The sequence below is a fragment of the Flavobacterium lotistagni genome, from assembly GCF_011392125.1.
Classification (GTDB): Bacteria; Bacteroidota; Bacteroidia; order Flavobacteriales; family Flavobacteriaceae; genus Flavobacterium; species Flavobacterium lotistagni.
On sequence record NZ_JAAJBU010000008.1, the window covers coordinates 92,527 to 108,466 of the forward strand.

A 15,940-nucleotide genomic window follows, 5' to 3' on the forward strand; every position below is an offset into this window, starting at 1 on the left:
TTTCTTGAGCAGCCTTATGTATGCTCAAAAATTGGCAGGTATAGTGTATGACGAGAAAAAACAACCCATTTCAGGCGCATTTGCCTATTTTGACCAGACTTCTATTAGTACTACAACCGATTCAAAAGGCTGGTTTCAAATACAAACCAATAATAAAACCTACGCCAATTTAGTCATTAGCGCTACCGGTTATGAAACGGTCAATTTGAAAAATCCATTTGATGCAGAATTCCATACGGTAAAAATGACTCCTAAAGTCAATCAGTTGCGTGAAATTGCAGTACGTCAGAAAAAGAAACGGTTCAAACGCGAAGATAAGCTGAAGGTTTTCCGAGACGAATTTATAGGCAAGACCACTGCTTCAAAATATTGCAAAATCCTCAACGAAGACGAGATTGAACTGACGTATGACTTCAAGAAAAAAAGGTTGGTTGCCAGCGCAGAGGTGCCACTAAAAATTCACAACAGCTTTCTAGGCTATGAATTGGAATACCTTATCAATGAATGCTATATCGATTTTGAATGGACAACGGTGAAAAGCCACGGGGTGATTGGTTGGAAGTTTTCGGGTTCTACTTTTTTCAAAGACCTCACCAACGATTCCACTTCTTATGCCGCCAAAAGAAAAATGTCTTACCGTGCTTCTCAGATGGAATTTTTCAGAAACCTGAGCCGACATACCTTGGGTAAAAGCAATTTTAGATTATTGCACGGCAGCAGGTATTGCGATCCTGAAAAATACTTCGACGTCATTCAAAGAGGCAACGATTATATTGTTTTGGTGAAAAATGAACGGCTCAAACGCAAAGAGAATTTCTATCAATCGTTTACTTTGGAATATCCAGGAAAACCAGATTCAGAGGTCATTTTCCTGAGCAATGTGTTCAAACTTGACTCCTATGGAAATTACAGCACTTTCAAAAGCATTTCCTTTTTAGGTGAAATTAGCAATAAGCGTATTGCCGATTTGTTGCCTTTGGATTACAACATGAAATGAGCCAGTTCCTCATTATCTTGGAGAATTAAAAACAGTGTTTTAAAAATATCCGACATCAGACTAAATACCAACTTTAAATATTCATCTCAATCCACCTTATGAAAATAATTACTCATTTGCTTTTAATAGTTGCGATAGCTGTAAACGCTCAAACAAAAGATACCCTTACCATTAACGCTTCTGATTTAATCCTCAAAAACCTTAACTTCGGAAACAGTGCTTATCTAGTTTACAACACCAAAGGTCAAGATCAACCGATGCAAAATGCAACCTTGGTTAAAATTGCCACTCAAAAACAAAGCAGCAACAATCAAGATTACATTCTGGTGAACCAAACTTGGGAAGCTGACACCATCATTCATCAAGCGACTACCCGATTCGATAGCAAACAGCTAAAAACCCTGTCGCACAGCAGTTGGTGGAAAAGAAAAGGCTATACAGAACATTATGATTTTGCAAAAGCAGAAACTCGGTTTGATGGCCCGATTAAAGAGGAAATCAAATCAGGGTTAATCACCAGTTTTAATGCGGCTTTGACTTCAGATTTTTTGAACTGGCATTCGGACTTGGTCTTGTTTCCTTTGCTGCCTTTCAAAGAAAATAGAGTGTTTAAAATTAACTTCTACGAACCCGGACATGCCATTCCAAAGCAAGAAACCTATGAAGTCATTGGCAGTGAAAAAATCACCCTAGCCGGAAACCCAATTGATTGCTGGATTTTGAACTACAAAGTAGAAAAACCCACCGGTTATCAAAGGTTCTGGATTTCAAAGCAATCTCGCGAAGTGTTGAAAGAAGAAGACAATTTTGGTGCTTTCTACCGCTACAAACTCAAATTAATAGCCCATCAAAACTAGTTCGGTTCAGGAAAACAAAATGGCTGTGGTGGTTTTATTAGATTTTTACAATTTTGTATTTCGCATCATAAGAAACGATTTGCTGTAAAACCTCTAGCGCAATCTCAGGGCTGCTCACAATCAAAACAGTAGCAAAATCAGAACTCATGCTTACATTTTCGACACCCTGAATTTCTTGAAATTTGCTTGTTACAGTACTGCTGCAACCTTGACAGGTGATGCCTTCAAAAGTGTATAAATTGACTTGAAGTTCCGGGTTCTTCTGGAACTCAAATCGCAACTCGGCATCGGCTCTGGCGGCAACAGAATCGTGTGAAACTTCCATTACATTCAATACAAAAGCTTTTTGAAAGAGTAGCTTATAACTTTCCTGATTGCCTCCGAATGGCGGCCCAGCTTCAAATTCACGGTTGAATAGCAAGCCGGCAAGTTTTCCGTTTTCGGCTAAAAGTTGGTGCATTTTCCAGACGTATCGCTCGCGCATTTGTGGCGGTAAAGCACAGAAAAAAGTTTGCTCGATAATCAAATCGTATTGGCCTTGGTGTTCGAAAAAATCACCTAAAACAACCGAAATATTTGGATTATCCTGAAACTTTTCCTTTAAGGTTTGAACCAAACTCGGCGCAATATCAATCACGGTTATGTTTTGAAAACCTTGCGCTAAAAGATATTCGGCTTCATAAGTATTGCCACAACCCGGAATCAATACTCGAGCTTCTTTATTAGGATATTGATTAATGTATGATTGAATCGGAGGTGCCACTTGTCCCAAATCCCAACCGGTGGAATGAGCGATGTATTGATTGTCCCAGTAGGCTTGGTCTAGCGGTTTGTCGCAAGTAACAATGCAGCATTTTAAATCGTTCATAGTGGCGGTGTTTTTTTAAAATGTAAATATAAAAATATGTGGGTTTGTCAGTAAAAAAAAACAGCGCAAATCACTGAGATGAATCTGCGCTGTCCAAAATTCAGACGGCAAAGAATTGACGCCCAAATTTTCCAATCACTAAAACTAAACTATTGTTGAACCAATGCTGCGATATTCTGCCAAGTGCCGCCATTGGTAATATTGTTGAATCCGTTTTGATTTAAAATCATTTTGGCTTGTGCGCTGCGGTTGCCGCTTCTACAAAAAACCACAATATGTTCTTTGCCTTTTAACTTGGCCAAGTTTCGAGTAAGTTGGTCCAGCGGAATGTTCACCGAGCCTTTTACGTGCCCCGAAGCGAACTCTGCACCAGAGCGCACATCTACCAAGAAAGCGCCCTGACTTACTTTTTGGGCCAAATCTTCATTATTGCTTTTGTTTCCGAAAATACTGCTAAAAAATCCCATTTTTGTATTTAAGAGTTGCGTTATACTTGAAAAATTATGCAGAAACTCACGCTTTGGGAAGATCAATTCTGACTAGCCTTGAAGTGGCCATCATGGATATCCTTCGCTCTGATTTCTATAATACAAATATTACCCATTGATTTCTCTTGTTAGGTAACTTTTATCACACAAGGCAATAAAAGCTGAAAGCTATTTCTTTATTTCAGATAAAATCAATTTATGTAACTTGCGTTGAACCGGAAGCCTATTAAAAAAACTGCAATGAAGCAATTGATACTGTTTGTCTTGATTTGGCTCACGGCGATGGGTTGTTCGAGGAAAATCATTACTAAAAACCAATATAAGTTGAGCGCCATAGATTCGGCAGTCATCCAGCAATATAAATACAAGCTCATTCGCAACTACGAAGAAGATTCCACCTCAACCGAAGCCCAACTCGACAGTCTGTGGAAAAATGAAGCCCAGTATCAAGTTGGTTTTGTGAACTCAGAAGTGCATTACGCACCCGATGGCAGATTCAAAATCTTTAGTATTGAAGTAGAAAGCTGTGGCGGTTATTGTAATTCGGAGTGGTTTTCATGGATTCATCATCTGAATAGCAAAAATGAAACGGTTCAAAAAGCAAGTTTCAAACAGATTGACACGATTGTGAAATTGCACAGGAACCAATACCTAATTATAGATCAATACAGTGCTAGGCCAGCCTCGGTGCTAACAGTTTCGTGTCAATCGGCTCGGTGGTTTACTCTTTCAGACACTTTGATCGAAAACAAAATTCACTATCGCGGCGAAGACAATTTCAGCTTTTGCCAACAAAATGGCGTGGCACTCGAAAACGAAAGGCCGCCTTACGTGAAATACGAGAAAGGTTTTTTGAAGTACTATTACGGTAACAATTACAGTTATTCTCATGATCGGGATATCGACACGATTAGAAAAGGACAATTCAAATACCGCAACGGAAAGTTCATTTTAGAACACGAATCGATTCAAGTGAACCATCGGGAACCCAAAAAACACTGATTGTGATTGCTGCGAAATCCTTTTAAATAACTTCTAAACCGATACTTAATCTTGCTGCAATCTATAGAAATTCGCAGCTCTTAGTTCTATCGAATATCGAGATAAATAAAGATTGACTTTCCTACCACTCTATTGAATATCAACCAATTGTTTCTTTGCTTTCTTAATCTAATTTTTAATAACTAGAAACTTTTCTTTATGCTAAAATGAATTAATATTTAGCTATATTTTTCTTTACTCTTTTATAAATTTCTTCACAACGGTTTTATCATCTTCAGTTCTAATCTCAATTATATACATTCCCTGTGTAAGATGTGATATGTTAAGTGAATTATTAGTAATGGGAGAAGTGGAGACTTTTTTCCCTAACATATTATAAACACAAGCTTCCTTCAAAGTTTCTTTTGCATGTATACTTAAAGTGTGTGAAGCAGGGTTCGGTGTCAAACTAATATCAGACTCATTGAAATCGACAACACCCAAGGCACTAGTAACCCTTAAAGCATCAATGCCGATGTAATCACTATTAGGTGCATTTGCTCCGCCATTAGTGACATAATATCTGAAGGCTATTCTGCAATCGGTTGGTTGTGAAAGGCCGGTTATTGTATAAGTGTAATTTGTCCATACTGTTGGATATCCTGTGGCTAATAAATTTGGATTAATGGTTAGTGCCAGTGTAGTAAAATCACCAAGTGCACTACTTGAAGCGGAAGGAAGTACAGAATTTGCACCATTCTGACTTAAACGAAGTTCCAATCGATCGGCAAAATCATCATGATGGTCTCTTGAATAAAAACTAATGATGTCGCCATTCTTTAGAGTGACTGTAGGTGTAATTAACCAATTACTTATTGTTCCGATACTTCCTGTTGATCGAAAATCTACTGCAATGTAAGAGGTATTCGCTCCGTTATAAGCAACGAAATAAGGGGTCTGGCCCGCAAACCAAGATCCAGTTCCAATGGGTTCACTGGCATTTACAGTTGTCCAGCCTTGAGACTGTAATAGATTTATATTGTCAAAGTTCTCACTGAGGATTTGACCATTAATAGCTACGGAGGTTAAGATGAGGAGTGGTAAGATTATATTTTTCATGTTCTTTTCTTTAATTTAAACCGCTGGATCGAAATAGTTCTAAAAACTTTATTCTGAATAAACAATTAACCAAAAACCAACTTGATATTACGTCCAACGGTTTTTGTTTTATAGTTTATGTATGAAGCTGAGCGATAATAGATTAGTGTTAGTATGTTTAAGTTCATAAAGATTTTTTTCAATTTTACTTAAATCGGTTAGCCCTTCAAACATGATCCTAAAACCCATTGCATCAGATAATTGCAAGTTTACCCCTGCTTGCAGGTTACAGCCAAAATTTACTCCAACATTATTTCCTTTGAATTTCCCACCAAGATCAGTTTTGGCTAAGTAACTACCATAGAACCCAAACCCTATGATCAAGGAAGAATTTGCATTAACATTTTTATTATACATCAGGTTTACAGGCAGATAATAATAGTTGTTTTTGATATTGACTAATTGATTCTCATAGAAATTGGTTGCCTTAAATTCGGATAAGCCTAAGCCATATTCTAGATTGAATTTATTGGAGAGTTTTGACGATAGCATAATTTCAAATGCTGATATATATCCATTGAAATTATTATAGTTGTCTATTTGTAATTCTGAAAATCCCAGTTTGGGTTTTATTATTAAACTGAGTTTTTTTTCAGGAATTAAATCATTTTTTTCTTGGGCAAATACGTTACCCGTAATGAAAGTTAATAAAGCAAGTAAGATTGTTTTTTTCATGATTTGATGATTGATAAATGATGGCTGATGTGTGAATTATTTAAAATAAAGGGCACTTGTTTCTGTATAGAAGTGTCCAGTTTGTCTGCTATGCGGTATTCAGTTTTGATTCATTTTCTGATCGCGTAAACCTGTGAAATGTCGAACGGAATGATTTGTAAACGGCCGGTGATTTCTACCTAGTAGTTGCAACAAATCAGTGCAGTGATTAGAAATTATACCCAAAATGCAATCCCGGCTGTCCGTAAAAAACTTTTGGCCATCGCTCGTCAACTTCTTGGAAAGCATCTGGCATTGATGATTGATAAGGACGGTGCGTGATGGCTATCGAAGGTTGTATAAAAAACCTATCCTTGAAAAGTTTAATATGATAACCTACGGAATACGTGTTGAAAATTTGAAAGCCATGGCCGATTTTCTTTCCGTCTTCATTGACGAATTTTTGCCAAGCAGGCATCACATCCACTTGGGCAAAAAGGCCTTTCCATAAAAACCTGTAATAAGCAAGCGAAAACCCATATTCGCGAATGTGCCCTGGAAATCCTTCTCCTTCAGCTTCGAATGATTTTCCGTAAGGAATACCGATAGGCCAGCCATATTTCCAAGTCTTTAGTTCAAGTGAAATCACGTCTTTTCTGGTCAAGCGGTAACCAAAGGTGAGATATACCATACCCGGCGGATTGTTGTCAGGAACTAAATTCGCTAACATAAACAAGGTGCTGCCTACAAAATACTTTTTATAAACACTGTCTTGTTTGGTGTATTGCGCTTGAACCTGTGATGTGTTTGCCATAGCAAAAATTAAGGCAAACCATAAAATCTTTTTTTGCATGTTTTTTATTGCAAAACTAGATTGGCAAGCGGTTTCATCTCGTTAACTTAAGTTAAGAAAAGACGCTTCTGCTTAATTTTTCTGCAAAATTCTGGCTCTTAATCTGCTTAAAGATTGTGGTTTGATACCCAAATAACTGGCTAACTGGTGCTGCGGAACCCTTTGAATTAGGTCAGGTCTGACTTGCAATAAATTCAAATACCGTTGTTCAGGGGAAGAGGTTTTAAACGCGTCAAAATCTATTCGTTCTTTAGCGAGTAATTCCTCAGACATCATTCTGCACATGGTTTCAAATTTTGGAAATTTACGATTGATTTCCTCTTCCATATCGGTATTTGAAATGGTTAAGATACAGTCTTCTATGCAAGATACATAATAAGGCGACGGCGTCTTACTGAGTACGGAAGGCGGTACTAAAGCTTCCATTTCTGTATAGAAAGCAGTAGTTTTTTCTTCACCATCAATATTGTAATAGCTGCGAATACAACCTTTCAAAACAAAATAGCTTTCATTGGATTTTTGTCCTTCTTTGAGAAGAATTGTCCCTTTTTTAACGGAATGAAAAAGATTTAATGAAAGTAGTGTGCTCTTTTCCTCTTCGGTTAAGGAAATATATTTTGAGATGAAATCGAATAATAGGTTTTGCATTGTTTTGTGATGTTATGACTGTAACTATTGCCCCTAAAGCCAATAGCGCTTCAGAAAAGGATTGCAGGTTTTTAATATATAAAGTTATTCATAATGATAAGAAAATATAGTATCGCTTCAATAGGATTATTCAGAAACATCCAAGTAAAACTTGTTGCAAACATAAGCAATCATGAGCAATTCAGTATTGGACAATTGCAACTAGATGATGTAAAAATCAAACGGTCAATGAATGTGAAATAATCCAATTTTTTATGCAATATGTGCATGCTTAATCCAAAATATGAAAGTGAAATTTGCGGCATAACTTTTAAATAAATCAATTATGAATCAAAAAACAATTAGTGAAGACAGCGGTCAATTGCACGAAGGCTTATTGATTATTAGAATTCTTATAGGCATTACTTTTATCATTCATGGCTTTCCGAAACTAACGGGAGGCATCGAAACATGGACATTTTTAGGCGGAACAATGAAAATTGTAGCTATCGATTTTATGCCTGCTTTCTGGGGATTTTTATGTGCCATCGCTGAGTTTTTGGGCGGCATATTTCTGGCCTTGGGCTTATTCACAAGAATTAGCGCAGCTGCTTTGCTTTTAACGATGTTGATGGCAACTCTATTTCACTTGACTAATGGTGACTCCTTTGACACTGCTTCTCACGCTATTGAAGACGGGATACTCTTTTTAGGCTTTATATATATGGGCGCAGGAAAGTATTCTTTGGATTACAGAATGTCCCAGAAATAATTCGTTAACTTTTATACCTCCTTGGACTTGAACAAATAGATGAAAAATTTATTTGTTCGAGTCTGTTTTTTCATGACTTCTTTTATAAAACGATATATAATATTGCTGCTATATATTTCCGGATTCAGCCAAGCAAATGATTTAGATATTGGTGAAGTAAGTCTAGATCGACTCTATTTTGGACTCTATGGAAAAGAATTCGTCAAGACAGATTCTGCCTATGCTTTTAATAGCAGTACGCTAAGGCTCGGAGCACTATTGAGTAAGAAATTTAATAATCAGATAAAGATTCGGTCATTTGCTCTAATGAAATTCGAAACTAGTGAACCTATAAAATCGAATGGTTCTTTCGAATTCGTTTATCAAGTTGATGCTTTGAATAGACTTCAATTGGGTTATGTTGGAACCGCTTTTTCAGAATTAAGACCCAATCCGCTAACACCAGAAAGTCAAACCGAGTATAGCACCCAATCAAAGATTCCTGGTGCCAAGCCAACCTTAAAATATTTCCGTGAACTTAAGCATTTTTCCTCGTTGACTACAAGTCTATCTTATGATCATTCTCTGTTGGGTTACCAATTAAAATTTAGTAATAAGAATTTAGCGTTGGGGTTTCAATTGGAAAAGCATAACGTGATTGGTGCCGTAGAATATCATCTGAAGAATTATAGCAGTATTTCTGTCTATAATTTTAGTAGAAGTGAGTTCAATCAAGCACTAATTTACAGTTTTAAAGAGTATCTATTTTATGTTGAAGGAGAAATCAATTCAGGACAAATCAGTCAAAACTTTGAGATTGGAGTTCGGAGTAACTTTACAAATCATGCTTACCCTATTAAAGGTTTCCTTGGATTAAGTTATAACAATTTTGACAAAATGATTTCAGGTCAATTGTTCATTCATTTTAAAGAGTCATTTTTCAAAAGAGTGATGCAATAAAACTATAGAATATTGTCAAATCAGAATACAAACACTAATACCAATTACAAGTCAATCACTTGGCATAAATCCGGATTCTCGCGAAATATATTTTGCATTAGATTCATCACCATTTCGACATCTTTATCCGAAGTACGCCAATTGACAATTGCAGCTCTAATGCCCTTTTCGCCTTTGTAAACTGTTGGAGTCATATATACTTGCCTTGTATTGTTTAACAAGTATAGAAAACTTTGGGTGTCATTTTCATTTGCCAAACTAAAGCAAACCGTATTCAAGCGAACCGGAGCCAATAATTTCAGGTATGGATTTGAAGCGATAAATTCCCCCAGTTGATGCGCTATTCGAATATTATTTTCCACAATTTCTTTGTAGCCCTCTTTGCCATAGGCTTTTAATGAAAACCAAGAAGGAAGCGCTTTGAGCCTTCTGGAGTTTTCTGGCAGTAGATTCATAAAATTCAATTCTTCATTCGGATTTCCTAAGTAAGGCGCATTTGAATTTTGAAATGATTCAACCTGCAAGAGTTTATGCTCTTCTTTAATAAAAAAAACAGCACTTTCGTAGGGCACATTCAACCATTTGTGACAATCTACAGTAATACTATCCGCATTTTCCCAACCGTTTAAAAGGTGTTTGTACTGATCTGAGCAAGCAGCAAATCCGCCAAAAGCAGCGTCAATATGCCACCAGAAATCATATTTGTCTTTCAGTTTTGCTATTGTTTCCAAATCGTCAAAATCAACTGTGTTCACAGTACCAGCGCTAGATATTAGGATAAAGGGTTGGCCCTTCAAATTTTGAATTTCACTTTCCAAGGCAACCAGATCTATAGATTCTCTGTTGCCTTGCTCGGTTTTTATTATGGTGATATTATTGCTTCCCAAACCAATAAGAGATAACGACTTGAAAATTGATGAATGTGGAGCGGATGCCAATACGGTAATCTTTTCCGTAATACCATTCTTTGCAATATCTTGACTTAACTTTTTTCCAACCCATTGCCTGGCAACTGCCAAAGATGTAAAGTTCGACATGGTGGCTCCAGTTACAAAACCGCCCCAATAGTTTTTGGGCAAATTCAACAAATCCATAAATAACTCAATCGTTTCAAGTTCTATTAATGCGGAGTTGTCTCCATGACCGCCTACCGAATAACTAATCTGATCATAAATTGTGGCCAGCCAATCGCCCATAATCGCAGCCGGTGTAGTGCCTCCAACAGCCAAACCCCAAAAACGCGGGCCAGAACTGGCGACCATTACAGGTTCAAACCTTTTGTTAAATTCGGTTAGGGTTTCACTCGCACCCAATCCTTGTTGAGACAAACTTGTTTCTATTTTAAAGTTGGTCTCTGCAGAAGTTGGTCTGGAAGCAATATTGTTTAGATAATCAATTGCTTGAATTTTAATACTTTCTAGAAGACGATCCATTTTCAGCGCCTCTTCTTTAATTTTTGGATTCATTTTTTAGTGGGTAACGATGTGATCAGTGGATTTATTTTCAAATACTTGTTTCTCATAACATTTTCCCGATTGCTCTTACCGGAAAGGTTCCTGTTCCTTTAATTTTGGGCGGAATGGCCGTAAAGGTAAAATGTGTATTGCTTAATTTTTGCAGATTACAAAGATGCTCAACAATTAATATATTGGCCCTCAGAAGCGTACTATGCACTGGCCGCAAATTGAAATTTGTATTGTCAATATTGTGGGAATCAATTCCGACAAGTTTTACGCTTTGCTTTTTCAGATATTCAGCTGCTTCGGCGGTAATGTATGGATGATTTGTAAAGTATTTATCGGTATTCCAATATTTATCCCAACCGGTGTGAATCAGCACTGCTTTGTTTTTTAACTCAAGATTCTCGAAGTGTTCTAGACCAATGCTTAAGGTTTGTTTATGAGGAACACTTATCAAGATGGCCTCCAAATCAAAAAAGCTTTCTAGTTGAAATTCCGTGAAATCTTTACCTGTTTCATATCGATGCAAAGGACAATCCATATAAGTTCCGGTGTTACCAACCATTTCAATTTTGGCGATATGGAATTCATCAGGACTTTGGTATATTTTTTTTGAATCCTTCCGGGTCAGATAATCACATATAATTGGAGCCGGCAGGCCTTTATAGGTAATCAATCCGTCTTCTATAGTATGGCTTAAATCGATCAAGCGTGTTTTCATTTTTATTTTTTTGGCAGATCGAAGTTACTTGATATAAGTTGCCATTTTTCGTTCTGTTTCAACGGGCGATTTCGAAAGATTTTCAACAATTCTTTTCCTTTCCGTTTCAGTGCGATTTTGACTGGCCTTTTTCTTAGCCTGAATATCAGTCACTTTAATTTTAAAAGCCACGATGCCTCGAATTAAGTTGCTTTTGAAGGCCTCAGGGAGTTTATCCCATTGGCTAAGATAATCGCTTTCATAAGTGCCAATAGTATCTTTTAAAATTTCAATGGTTTCTTCTTCAGAAGTTATGATTTCGCCTTGTCCATAGATGTGTACCGAAACATAATTCCAGGTAGGCACATTTTTGATTGAATCGTAATTTTTGGGTGAAATGTAAGCGTTTGGTTCGTTAAAAATGACTAGTGTTTTGTTTGAAGTAATTTCTTTCCATTGCTCATTTGCCTTAGCAAAGTGTGAAATTAGATACAAGGCGTTATTTTCTTCCCTAATTACAAAAGGCAAATGCGTTGCTGATGGGAAATTGTCTTTCACGCTGATAATAGTCGCAAAACTATATTCTTTGAGAAACGAAATTATTTCTGATTTGTTTTCAAAATTGAAGTGCTCAGGAAGGTACATATTCAAGAATGTATTTGCTGGTTTTATATTAATCCTTTGACGATATCATTAAATACCATTGCTGCTTTTCTAAATTCAATTTCTGATACATTTTGTCCTGCCCAAAACGGAATTAAGTCTAATTTCCCTTGTTCGAGTGCCGCTTTGCGAAGTGGAGCAATGAATTGTGAATGGATAGGGAAGGGCAATGTTCTATCTAGTTTTACTTGTTCTGTTAGGATTCCCGGAATTCCTCTGCCAATTCTTCCGGTAAAATCTTTTGTTAGAATGGTATTGTTTGCTCTTTGAGAAAATAAAACATTCCGATAATCCTCAGTGATTCCAGATTCTTCACAAGCCAAGAATGCCGTTCCTACCTGAACACCTGAGGCCCCAAGAGTGAGAGCAGCTGAGGCGGCAGAACCGTTTGTAATTCCACCAGCAGCAATTATGGGTTTAGAAATGCGTTTAGCCAGTTGTTGTACCAAGACAAAAGTTCCCCGGTAAGATTCTTCCACTGGCAATAAGAATGATGGTCTATGCCCACCAGCTTCAAATCCTGAAGCCACAATTAAATCCACATCAGTTTCCTCCAAAAGCAATCCTTCTTCTAGTGTGGTGGCCGCGCCAATGGTTTTGATACCTCTTCTTTTAAACTCTCTTAAGATGGTCGGATTTGGTATCCCGAAGACAAAACTAAAAACCGGCACTTCTTGACTTAGAACCATTTCTACTTGTTTTTCGAATTGTTTAGCGACCGGTTTGGGTTTGTCAGGAATCGGGACATTTAGTAAATCAAAATACTCTTTATAATTAGCAACGATTAAGCTGTAGAGTTCGTCTGAAATTTCGTTGTCAGCATCGGCATCATTTACCCAAAGGTTAATATTAAAAGGCTTGTTGGTAAGTTGTTTAATTTCTTGAATAACTGCTTTGATTCTTTCAGGAGTCAATTGATAGGCGCCATAACCACCCAAACCACCCAAATTTGAAACCTTCGACACTAATGAAGGAGTAGAATAACCACCACCAAAAGGCCCTTGAAAAAGTGGGTATTTAATAGAAAGCATTTCTCTAACTTTATTTTTGTTCATGGCAGATCTTATTTATTTTTTCTTGGATCATCTTCGATATTAATATAGCTGAGTCCTAAAGGACCAATCGCGTATACTTGTGTGATGTATTCTCCGGATTTAGCGCAATGGAAGTGCGGTGTTCCTCCTGGCAATGTAAGTACTGTTCCTGGCGGATAAGCATTGAGTTGAGATTCGTCGTAGTTTTCTCCAATTCCGATGTAGAAAACACCCGAAATAACGGTATATATGCGATCTTCAGGATGTTTATGAGGCATAATTATTTCACCTTCGGGAACTTTTACTCTGACGATAAAGGGTTCGTTTTTATTGGGTTCACCAACTAGAGTAGCCAGTTTAACATTGCTGGGAAAAGCTGGGAATGATTTCCAAACCACATTTTCATTGTGTATCGACCCCAATTTATCTTTTGATAAGTTTTGTGAATGCGTATGATGTACTGAAAAAAGGACTAAGCCTATGAAAGTAATAACTACTTTTTGCATATAAAAATGGAGTTTTAAATAAAAAAACATCCTCGGCTTGCACCGAGAATGTTCTTTATTGTATGTCGTTAGTAAACAACTTATTTACAATTCTCCACTTTCCATTTACTATCGTCATTGACAAATAATCGGTGTACTGAATTCCGAATATCGGAACGCTTAATTTAGCGATGGCATTGTTCCCAAAGAAATCGATGTTCACGATTTTCATTTTGTAATCTTCGCCTGCTTCCTTTGGTGATTTTCTGTTTTTAACGCCTTCCAAGTATTCCTCCAAATTTTTTAAATAGGGCGTTCCATTAATGTCACCATACAGAATAGTTTGTTCATGAAAGGCATTTCTCAATTTCTCGAGATCGCCTAGATAAACACCATAGAAATAATCCTCAATGACGCTTACAACATTTTCTACCTTATTTGCTGACATGATTACTTGATTTTTGAAAGCAATTTTTCAGCTACAGCTTCTGATGATTGTGGATTTTGCCCGCTAATTAAAAGGCCATCCTGAACTACATAAGAGCTCCAATCATTCCCTTTCGAGTATTTGGCGCCTCGTTCCTTAAGTTTGTTTTCTAATGAAAATGGCACCACCTCGGTGAGTTGTACAGCACTTTCCTCAGTATTACAAAAACTGGTAACTTTTTTCCCACTGATTAAATAGTTTCCTGCTTTATCTGTAACATTTACCAGTGCTGCTGATCCGTGACAAACAAAAGCAATCGGTTTGTTATTGTTATAAAAATCTTGGATAATCTTCATCGAGTTTTGGTCATTTGACAAGTCCCACATTGGCCCGTGACCTCCTGGATAGAATACCGCAGAGAATTTTTTATGATTAACTGACGCTAATTTTTCTGTTGTACTTAAAGCTTTTTGGGCCTTACTGTCTGCATAATATCGCTTGGTTGCTTCTGTTTGAAAGGAAGGATCGTTGCTTTTAGGATCAATTGGAGCTTGGCCTCCGTTTGGCGTAGCAATAACCACTTCATAACCCTTATCGGTAAAGTAATAGTAGGGTGTGGCAAACTCTTCAATCCATGAGCCAGTAGCTTTTCCGGTATTTCCCAACTTATCGTGAGAAGTAAGCACAAATAATATTTTTTGTTTTTTCTGTGCTTGAATGGTGAATGATGCCATAGTTAAGATTACGGCCAAAATTGTTTTCATCGTATTTTTCATGATTTACTTTTTTAAGTTCTAAGATTATTTTAATTAGGCGAAAAGATGTCCGGCTACGTGACCGCCATCAACGTTTATTATTTCACCGGTGATAAAGGAACTAGTGGCCAATAAGAGTGTCATTTCGGCAATATCAGACGGCTCGCCAATTCTGTTCAATAGATGCAAACCAGCCAAACCATCGGCATTTTCAACACCAATTTTGCCTTGAAGTGGGCTTCTGATGATACCCGGAGCTATCGTGTTTACTCTAATGTTTTTGTTTCCAAATTCAGCGGCTAGTTGTTTTGTTAGTGCATGAACGCCTCCTTTGCTGACTACAGGTGCTGATGCCGGGAAGCCAGCAATTGCGTGATCAACCAAAACGGTTCCGATATTAATGACTGAACCACCACCATTTTCTAACATGGCTGGAATAGCGGCTTGTGTGGCAAAGTAGGTGCCTTTTAGGTTGATGTTATAAAAACGATCTAAATCTTCTTCCATTACATCTAAGAAAGGTTTGGGGGCAAATACGCCAGCATTGTTAACAAGAATATCAATATTGCCGAATTTGTTTTTCGCCATCGTGGCCAGCAACTTTCCTACTTCTTTTTTAGCCACATCTCCTGCTACAGTGATGGCGTTGGAAGGAGCACCAAACTCTTGGTAAGTTTTTAATAATGTTGCTTCGTTTGAGGCATTCATGACCACATTAAAGCCTTTGTCAATGAATAGTTTTGCTATCGCTTTACCGATACCTGATGATGCGCCAGTTACAATTACTGTTTTTTTCATTTTTTAATTTAAATTAGTATTAGTGATTATTATTTATACAACTACTAAAGTTGCTTTTTTCTTAGTTCAGTGGCCTGCTCGCCTGCAACGCCCCAATTGTCCAAGTGTATTTCTTGAATTACCACATGGGTCAATTTTGGGTCTTTGTTCAAGATTCTATAAAGCAAATTGGTCACTTCTTTAATTAATTCTTGTTTTTGCTCTTTGGTAACTTTTTCATCAGTTACTTGAATGTTTACATAAGGCATAAAAAGTTGTTTTAGGATTACGGTACAAAGTTCGTTACCCGTTTCGTTGCAGAGAATAGATAAATATTCCATTGACTTGCACTTTTGTACTTCTCAAAAAAAAAAAGACGCCTGAATTTAAAATCAGACGCCTTTCAACTATTAATCAATCACTTAACCCTATTTAAATGATTGAC

20 protein-coding genes are annotated in these 15,940 nt (G+C 37.1%); 5 read left to right on the plus strand and 15 right to left on the minus strand.

Going from position 1 to position 15,940, the window contains the following annotated elements; translation table 11 throughout:
* Positions 1–31 precede the first annotated feature (31 nt).
* Together G4D82_RS10155 and G4D82_RS10160 are read left to right on the plus strand one after the other, a co-directional pair.
* Positions 32–997, plus strand: a complete 966-nt coding sequence (locus G4D82_RS10155) for a carboxypeptidase-like regulatory domain-containing protein (RefSeq protein ID WP_166337170.1) — start codon at positions 32–34, stop codon at positions 995–997.
* A 98-nt stretch (positions 998–1,095) separates the two neighbouring features.
* The gene (locus G4D82_RS10160) at positions 1,096–1,854 is read left to right on the plus strand and encodes a DUF3108 domain-containing protein (protein ID WP_166337171.1); all 759 of its coding nucleotides are present in this window, start codon (positions 1,096–1,098) and stop codon (positions 1,852–1,854) included.
* A gap of 37 nt (positions 1,855–1,891) precedes the next feature.
* Here the strand turns inward: G4D82_RS10160 and G4D82_RS10165 are convergent, their stop codons facing one another.
* Entirely contained in the window at positions 1,892–2,722 is an 831-nt protein-coding gene (locus G4D82_RS10165) for a methyltransferase domain-containing protein (protein WP_166337172.1), read from the minus strand.
* A gap of 149 nt (positions 2,723–2,871) precedes the next feature.
* Positions 2,872–3,189 carry a rhodanese-like domain-containing protein gene (locus G4D82_RS10170; protein WP_166337173.1) on the minus strand — a complete coding sequence of 106 codons (318 nt, stop codon included), beginning with the start codon at positions 3,187–3,189 and terminating at the stop codon, positions 2,872–2,874.
* A 261-nt stretch (positions 3,190–3,450) separates the two neighbouring features.
* Between G4D82_RS10170 and G4D82_RS10175 the strand changes: the two genes are divergently transcribed.
* On the plus strand, positions 3,451–4,212 hold the full coding sequence (locus G4D82_RS10175) for a hypothetical protein (protein ID WP_166337174.1): 762 nt from the start codon (positions 3,451–3,453) through the stop codon (positions 4,210–4,212).
* A gap of 234 nt (positions 4,213–4,446) precedes the next feature.
* Here G4D82_RS10175 and G4D82_RS10180 read toward each other — a convergent pair whose 3' ends face one another.
* From G4D82_RS10180 to G4D82_RS10195, 4 genes are all read right to left on the minus strand, one after another.
* Positions 4,447–5,310: a T9SS-dependent choice-of-anchor J family protein gene (locus G4D82_RS10180; RefSeq protein ID WP_166337175.1), complete on the minus strand. Its 864-nt coding sequence runs from the start codon at positions 5,308–5,310 to the stop codon at positions 4,447–4,449.
* Positions 5,311–5,418: 108 nt separating this feature from the next.
* Entirely contained in the window at positions 5,419–6,024 is a 606-nt protein-coding gene (locus tag G4D82_RS10185; RefSeq protein ID WP_166337176.1) for an outer membrane beta-barrel protein, read from the minus strand.
* A gap of 208 nt (positions 6,025–6,232) precedes the next feature.
* Positions 6,233–6,856, minus strand: coding sequence for a hypothetical protein (locus G4D82_RS10190; protein WP_166337177.1), 624 nt, complete (start codon positions 6,854–6,856; stop codon positions 6,233–6,235).
* 72 nt (positions 6,857–6,928) lie between these two features.
* Positions 6,929–7,504, minus strand: coding sequence for a Crp/Fnr family transcriptional regulator (locus G4D82_RS10195; RefSeq protein ID WP_166337178.1), 576 nt, complete (start codon positions 7,502–7,504; stop codon positions 6,929–6,931).
* Between the two features lie 325 nt (positions 7,505–7,829).
* Between G4D82_RS10195 and G4D82_RS10200 the strand changes: the two genes are divergently transcribed.
* Together G4D82_RS10200 and G4D82_RS10205 are read left to right on the plus strand one after the other, a co-directional pair.
* Positions 7,830–8,255, plus strand: coding sequence for a DoxX family protein (locus G4D82_RS10200; RefSeq protein WP_166337179.1), 426 nt, complete (start codon positions 7,830–7,832; stop codon positions 8,253–8,255).
* 39 nt (positions 8,256–8,294) lie between these two features.
* Complete coding sequence (locus G4D82_RS10205; RefSeq protein WP_166337180.1) at positions 8,295–9,194, plus strand: hypothetical protein; 900 nt, start codon at positions 8,295–8,297, stop codon at positions 9,192–9,194.
* A gap of 44 nt (positions 9,195–9,238) precedes the next feature.
* On the opposite strand, the gene G4D82_RS10210 is transcribed toward G4D82_RS10205, so the two are convergent.
* The 9 genes from G4D82_RS10210 to G4D82_RS10250 all read right to left on the minus strand — a co-directional run bounded on the left by G4D82_RS10210 (position 9,239) and on the right by G4D82_RS10250 (position 15,836).
* Positions 9,239–10,660, minus strand: a complete 1,422-nt coding sequence (locus G4D82_RS10210) for a pyridoxal phosphate-dependent decarboxylase family protein (RefSeq protein ID WP_166337181.1) — start codon at positions 10,658–10,660, stop codon at positions 9,239–9,241.
* 52 nt (positions 10,661–10,712) lie between these two features.
* Positions 10,713–11,375, minus strand: coding sequence for a cyclase family protein (locus tag G4D82_RS10215; protein WP_166337182.1), 663 nt, complete (start codon positions 11,373–11,375; stop codon positions 10,713–10,715).
* 24 nt (positions 11,376–11,399) lie between these two features.
* Positions 11,400–11,999, minus strand: a complete 600-nt coding sequence (locus tag G4D82_RS10220) for an FMN-binding negative transcriptional regulator (protein ID WP_166337183.1) — start codon at positions 11,997–11,999, stop codon at positions 11,400–11,402.
* Positions 12,000–12,022: 23 nt separating this feature from the next.
* Positions 12,023–13,072 (minus strand): NAD(P)H-dependent flavin oxidoreductase, encoded by a 1,050-nt coding sequence (locus G4D82_RS10225; protein ID WP_166337184.1) that lies wholly within the window; start codon positions 13,070–13,072, stop codon positions 12,023–12,025.
* 8 nt (positions 13,073–13,080) lie between these two features.
* Complete coding sequence (locus G4D82_RS10230) at positions 13,081–13,473, minus strand: cupin domain-containing protein (RefSeq protein ID WP_166337185.1); 393 nt, start codon at positions 13,471–13,473, stop codon at positions 13,081–13,083.
* Between the two features lie 139 nt (positions 13,474–13,612).
* Positions 13,613–13,984: a nuclear transport factor 2 family protein gene (locus G4D82_RS10235; protein WP_166337186.1), complete on the minus strand. Its 372-nt coding sequence runs from the start codon at positions 13,982–13,984 to the stop codon at positions 13,613–13,615.
* Between the two features lie 2 nt (positions 13,985–13,986).
* Positions 13,987–14,739 carry a type 1 glutamine amidotransferase domain-containing protein gene (locus G4D82_RS10240; RefSeq protein ID WP_235924333.1) on the minus strand — a complete coding sequence of 251 codons (753 nt, stop codon included), beginning with the start codon at positions 14,737–14,739 and terminating at the stop codon, positions 13,987–13,989.
* 33 nt (positions 14,740–14,772) lie between these two features.
* The gene (locus G4D82_RS10245; RefSeq protein WP_166337187.1) at positions 14,773–15,516 is read right to left on the minus strand and encodes an SDR family NAD(P)-dependent oxidoreductase; all 744 of its coding nucleotides are present in this window, start codon (positions 15,514–15,516) and stop codon (positions 14,773–14,775) included.
* A 44-nt stretch (positions 15,517–15,560) separates the two neighbouring features.
* Positions 15,561–15,836, minus strand: a complete 276-nt coding sequence (locus tag G4D82_RS10250; protein WP_235924334.1) for a tautomerase family protein — start codon at positions 15,834–15,836, stop codon at positions 15,561–15,563.
* Positions 15,837–15,940 lie beyond the last annotated feature (104 nt).

Coding starts and splice junctions, on each gene's coding strand:
- G4D82_RS10160 (WP_166337171.1), top strand. CDS start 1,096: ATGAAAATAATTACTCATTTGCTTTTAATAGTTGCGATAGCTGTAAAC.
- G4D82_RS10165 (WP_166337172.1), bottom strand. CDS start 2,722: ATGAACGATTTAAAATGCTGCATTGTTACTTGCGACAAACCGCTAGAC.
- G4D82_RS10170 (WP_166337173.1), bottom strand. CDS start 3,189: ATGGGATTTTTTAGCAGTATTTTCGGAAACAAAAGCAATAATGAAGAT.
- G4D82_RS10175 (WP_166337174.1), top strand. CDS start 3,451: ATGAAGCAATTGATACTGTTTGTCTTGATTTGGCTCACGGCGATGGGT.
- G4D82_RS10180 (WP_166337175.1), bottom strand. CDS start 5,310: ATGAAAAATATAATCTTACCACTCCTCATCTTAACCTCCGTAGCTATT.
- G4D82_RS10185 (WP_166337176.1), bottom strand. CDS start 6,024: ATGAAAAAAACAATCTTACTTGCTTTATTAACTTTCATTACGGGTAAC.
- G4D82_RS10190 (WP_166337177.1), bottom strand. CDS start 6,856: ATGCAAAAAAAGATTTTATGGTTTGCCTTAATTTTTGCTATGGCAAAC.
- G4D82_RS10195 (WP_166337178.1), bottom strand. CDS start 7,504: ATGCAAAACCTATTATTCGATTTCATCTCAAAATATATTTCCTTAACC.
- G4D82_RS10200 (WP_166337179.1), top strand. CDS start 7,830: ATGAATCAAAAAACAATTAGTGAAGACAGCGGTCAATTGCACGAAGGC.
- G4D82_RS10205 (WP_166337180.1), top strand. CDS start 8,295: ATGAAAAATTTATTTGTTCGAGTCTGTTTTTTCATGACTTCTTTTATA.
- G4D82_RS10210 (WP_166337181.1), bottom strand. CDS start 10,660: ATGAATCCAAAAATTAAAGAAGAGGCGCTGAAAATGGATCGTCTTCTA.
- G4D82_RS10215 (WP_166337182.1), bottom strand. CDS start 11,375: ATGAAAACACGCTTGATCGATTTAAGCCATACTATAGAAGACGGATTG.
- G4D82_RS10220 (WP_166337183.1), bottom strand. CDS start 11,999: ATGTACCTTCCTGAGCACTTCAATTTTGAAAACAAATCAGAAATAATT.
- G4D82_RS10225 (WP_166337184.1), bottom strand. CDS start 13,072: ATGAACAAAAATAAAGTTAGAGAAATGCTTTCTATTAAATACCCACTT.
- G4D82_RS10235 (WP_166337186.1), bottom strand. CDS start 13,984: ATGTCAGCAAATAAGGTAGAAAATGTTGTAAGCGTCATTGAGGATTAT.
- G4D82_RS10240 (WP_235924333.1), bottom strand. CDS start 14,739: ATGAAAAATACGATGAAAACAATTTTGGCCGTAATCTTAACTATGGCA.
- G4D82_RS10245 (WP_166337187.1), bottom strand. CDS start 15,516: ATGAAAAAAACAGTAATTGTAACTGGCGCATCATCAGGTATCGGTAAA.
- G4D82_RS10250 (WP_235924334.1), bottom strand. CDS start 15,836: ATGGAATATTTATCTATTCTCTGCAACGAAACGGGTAACGAACTTTGT.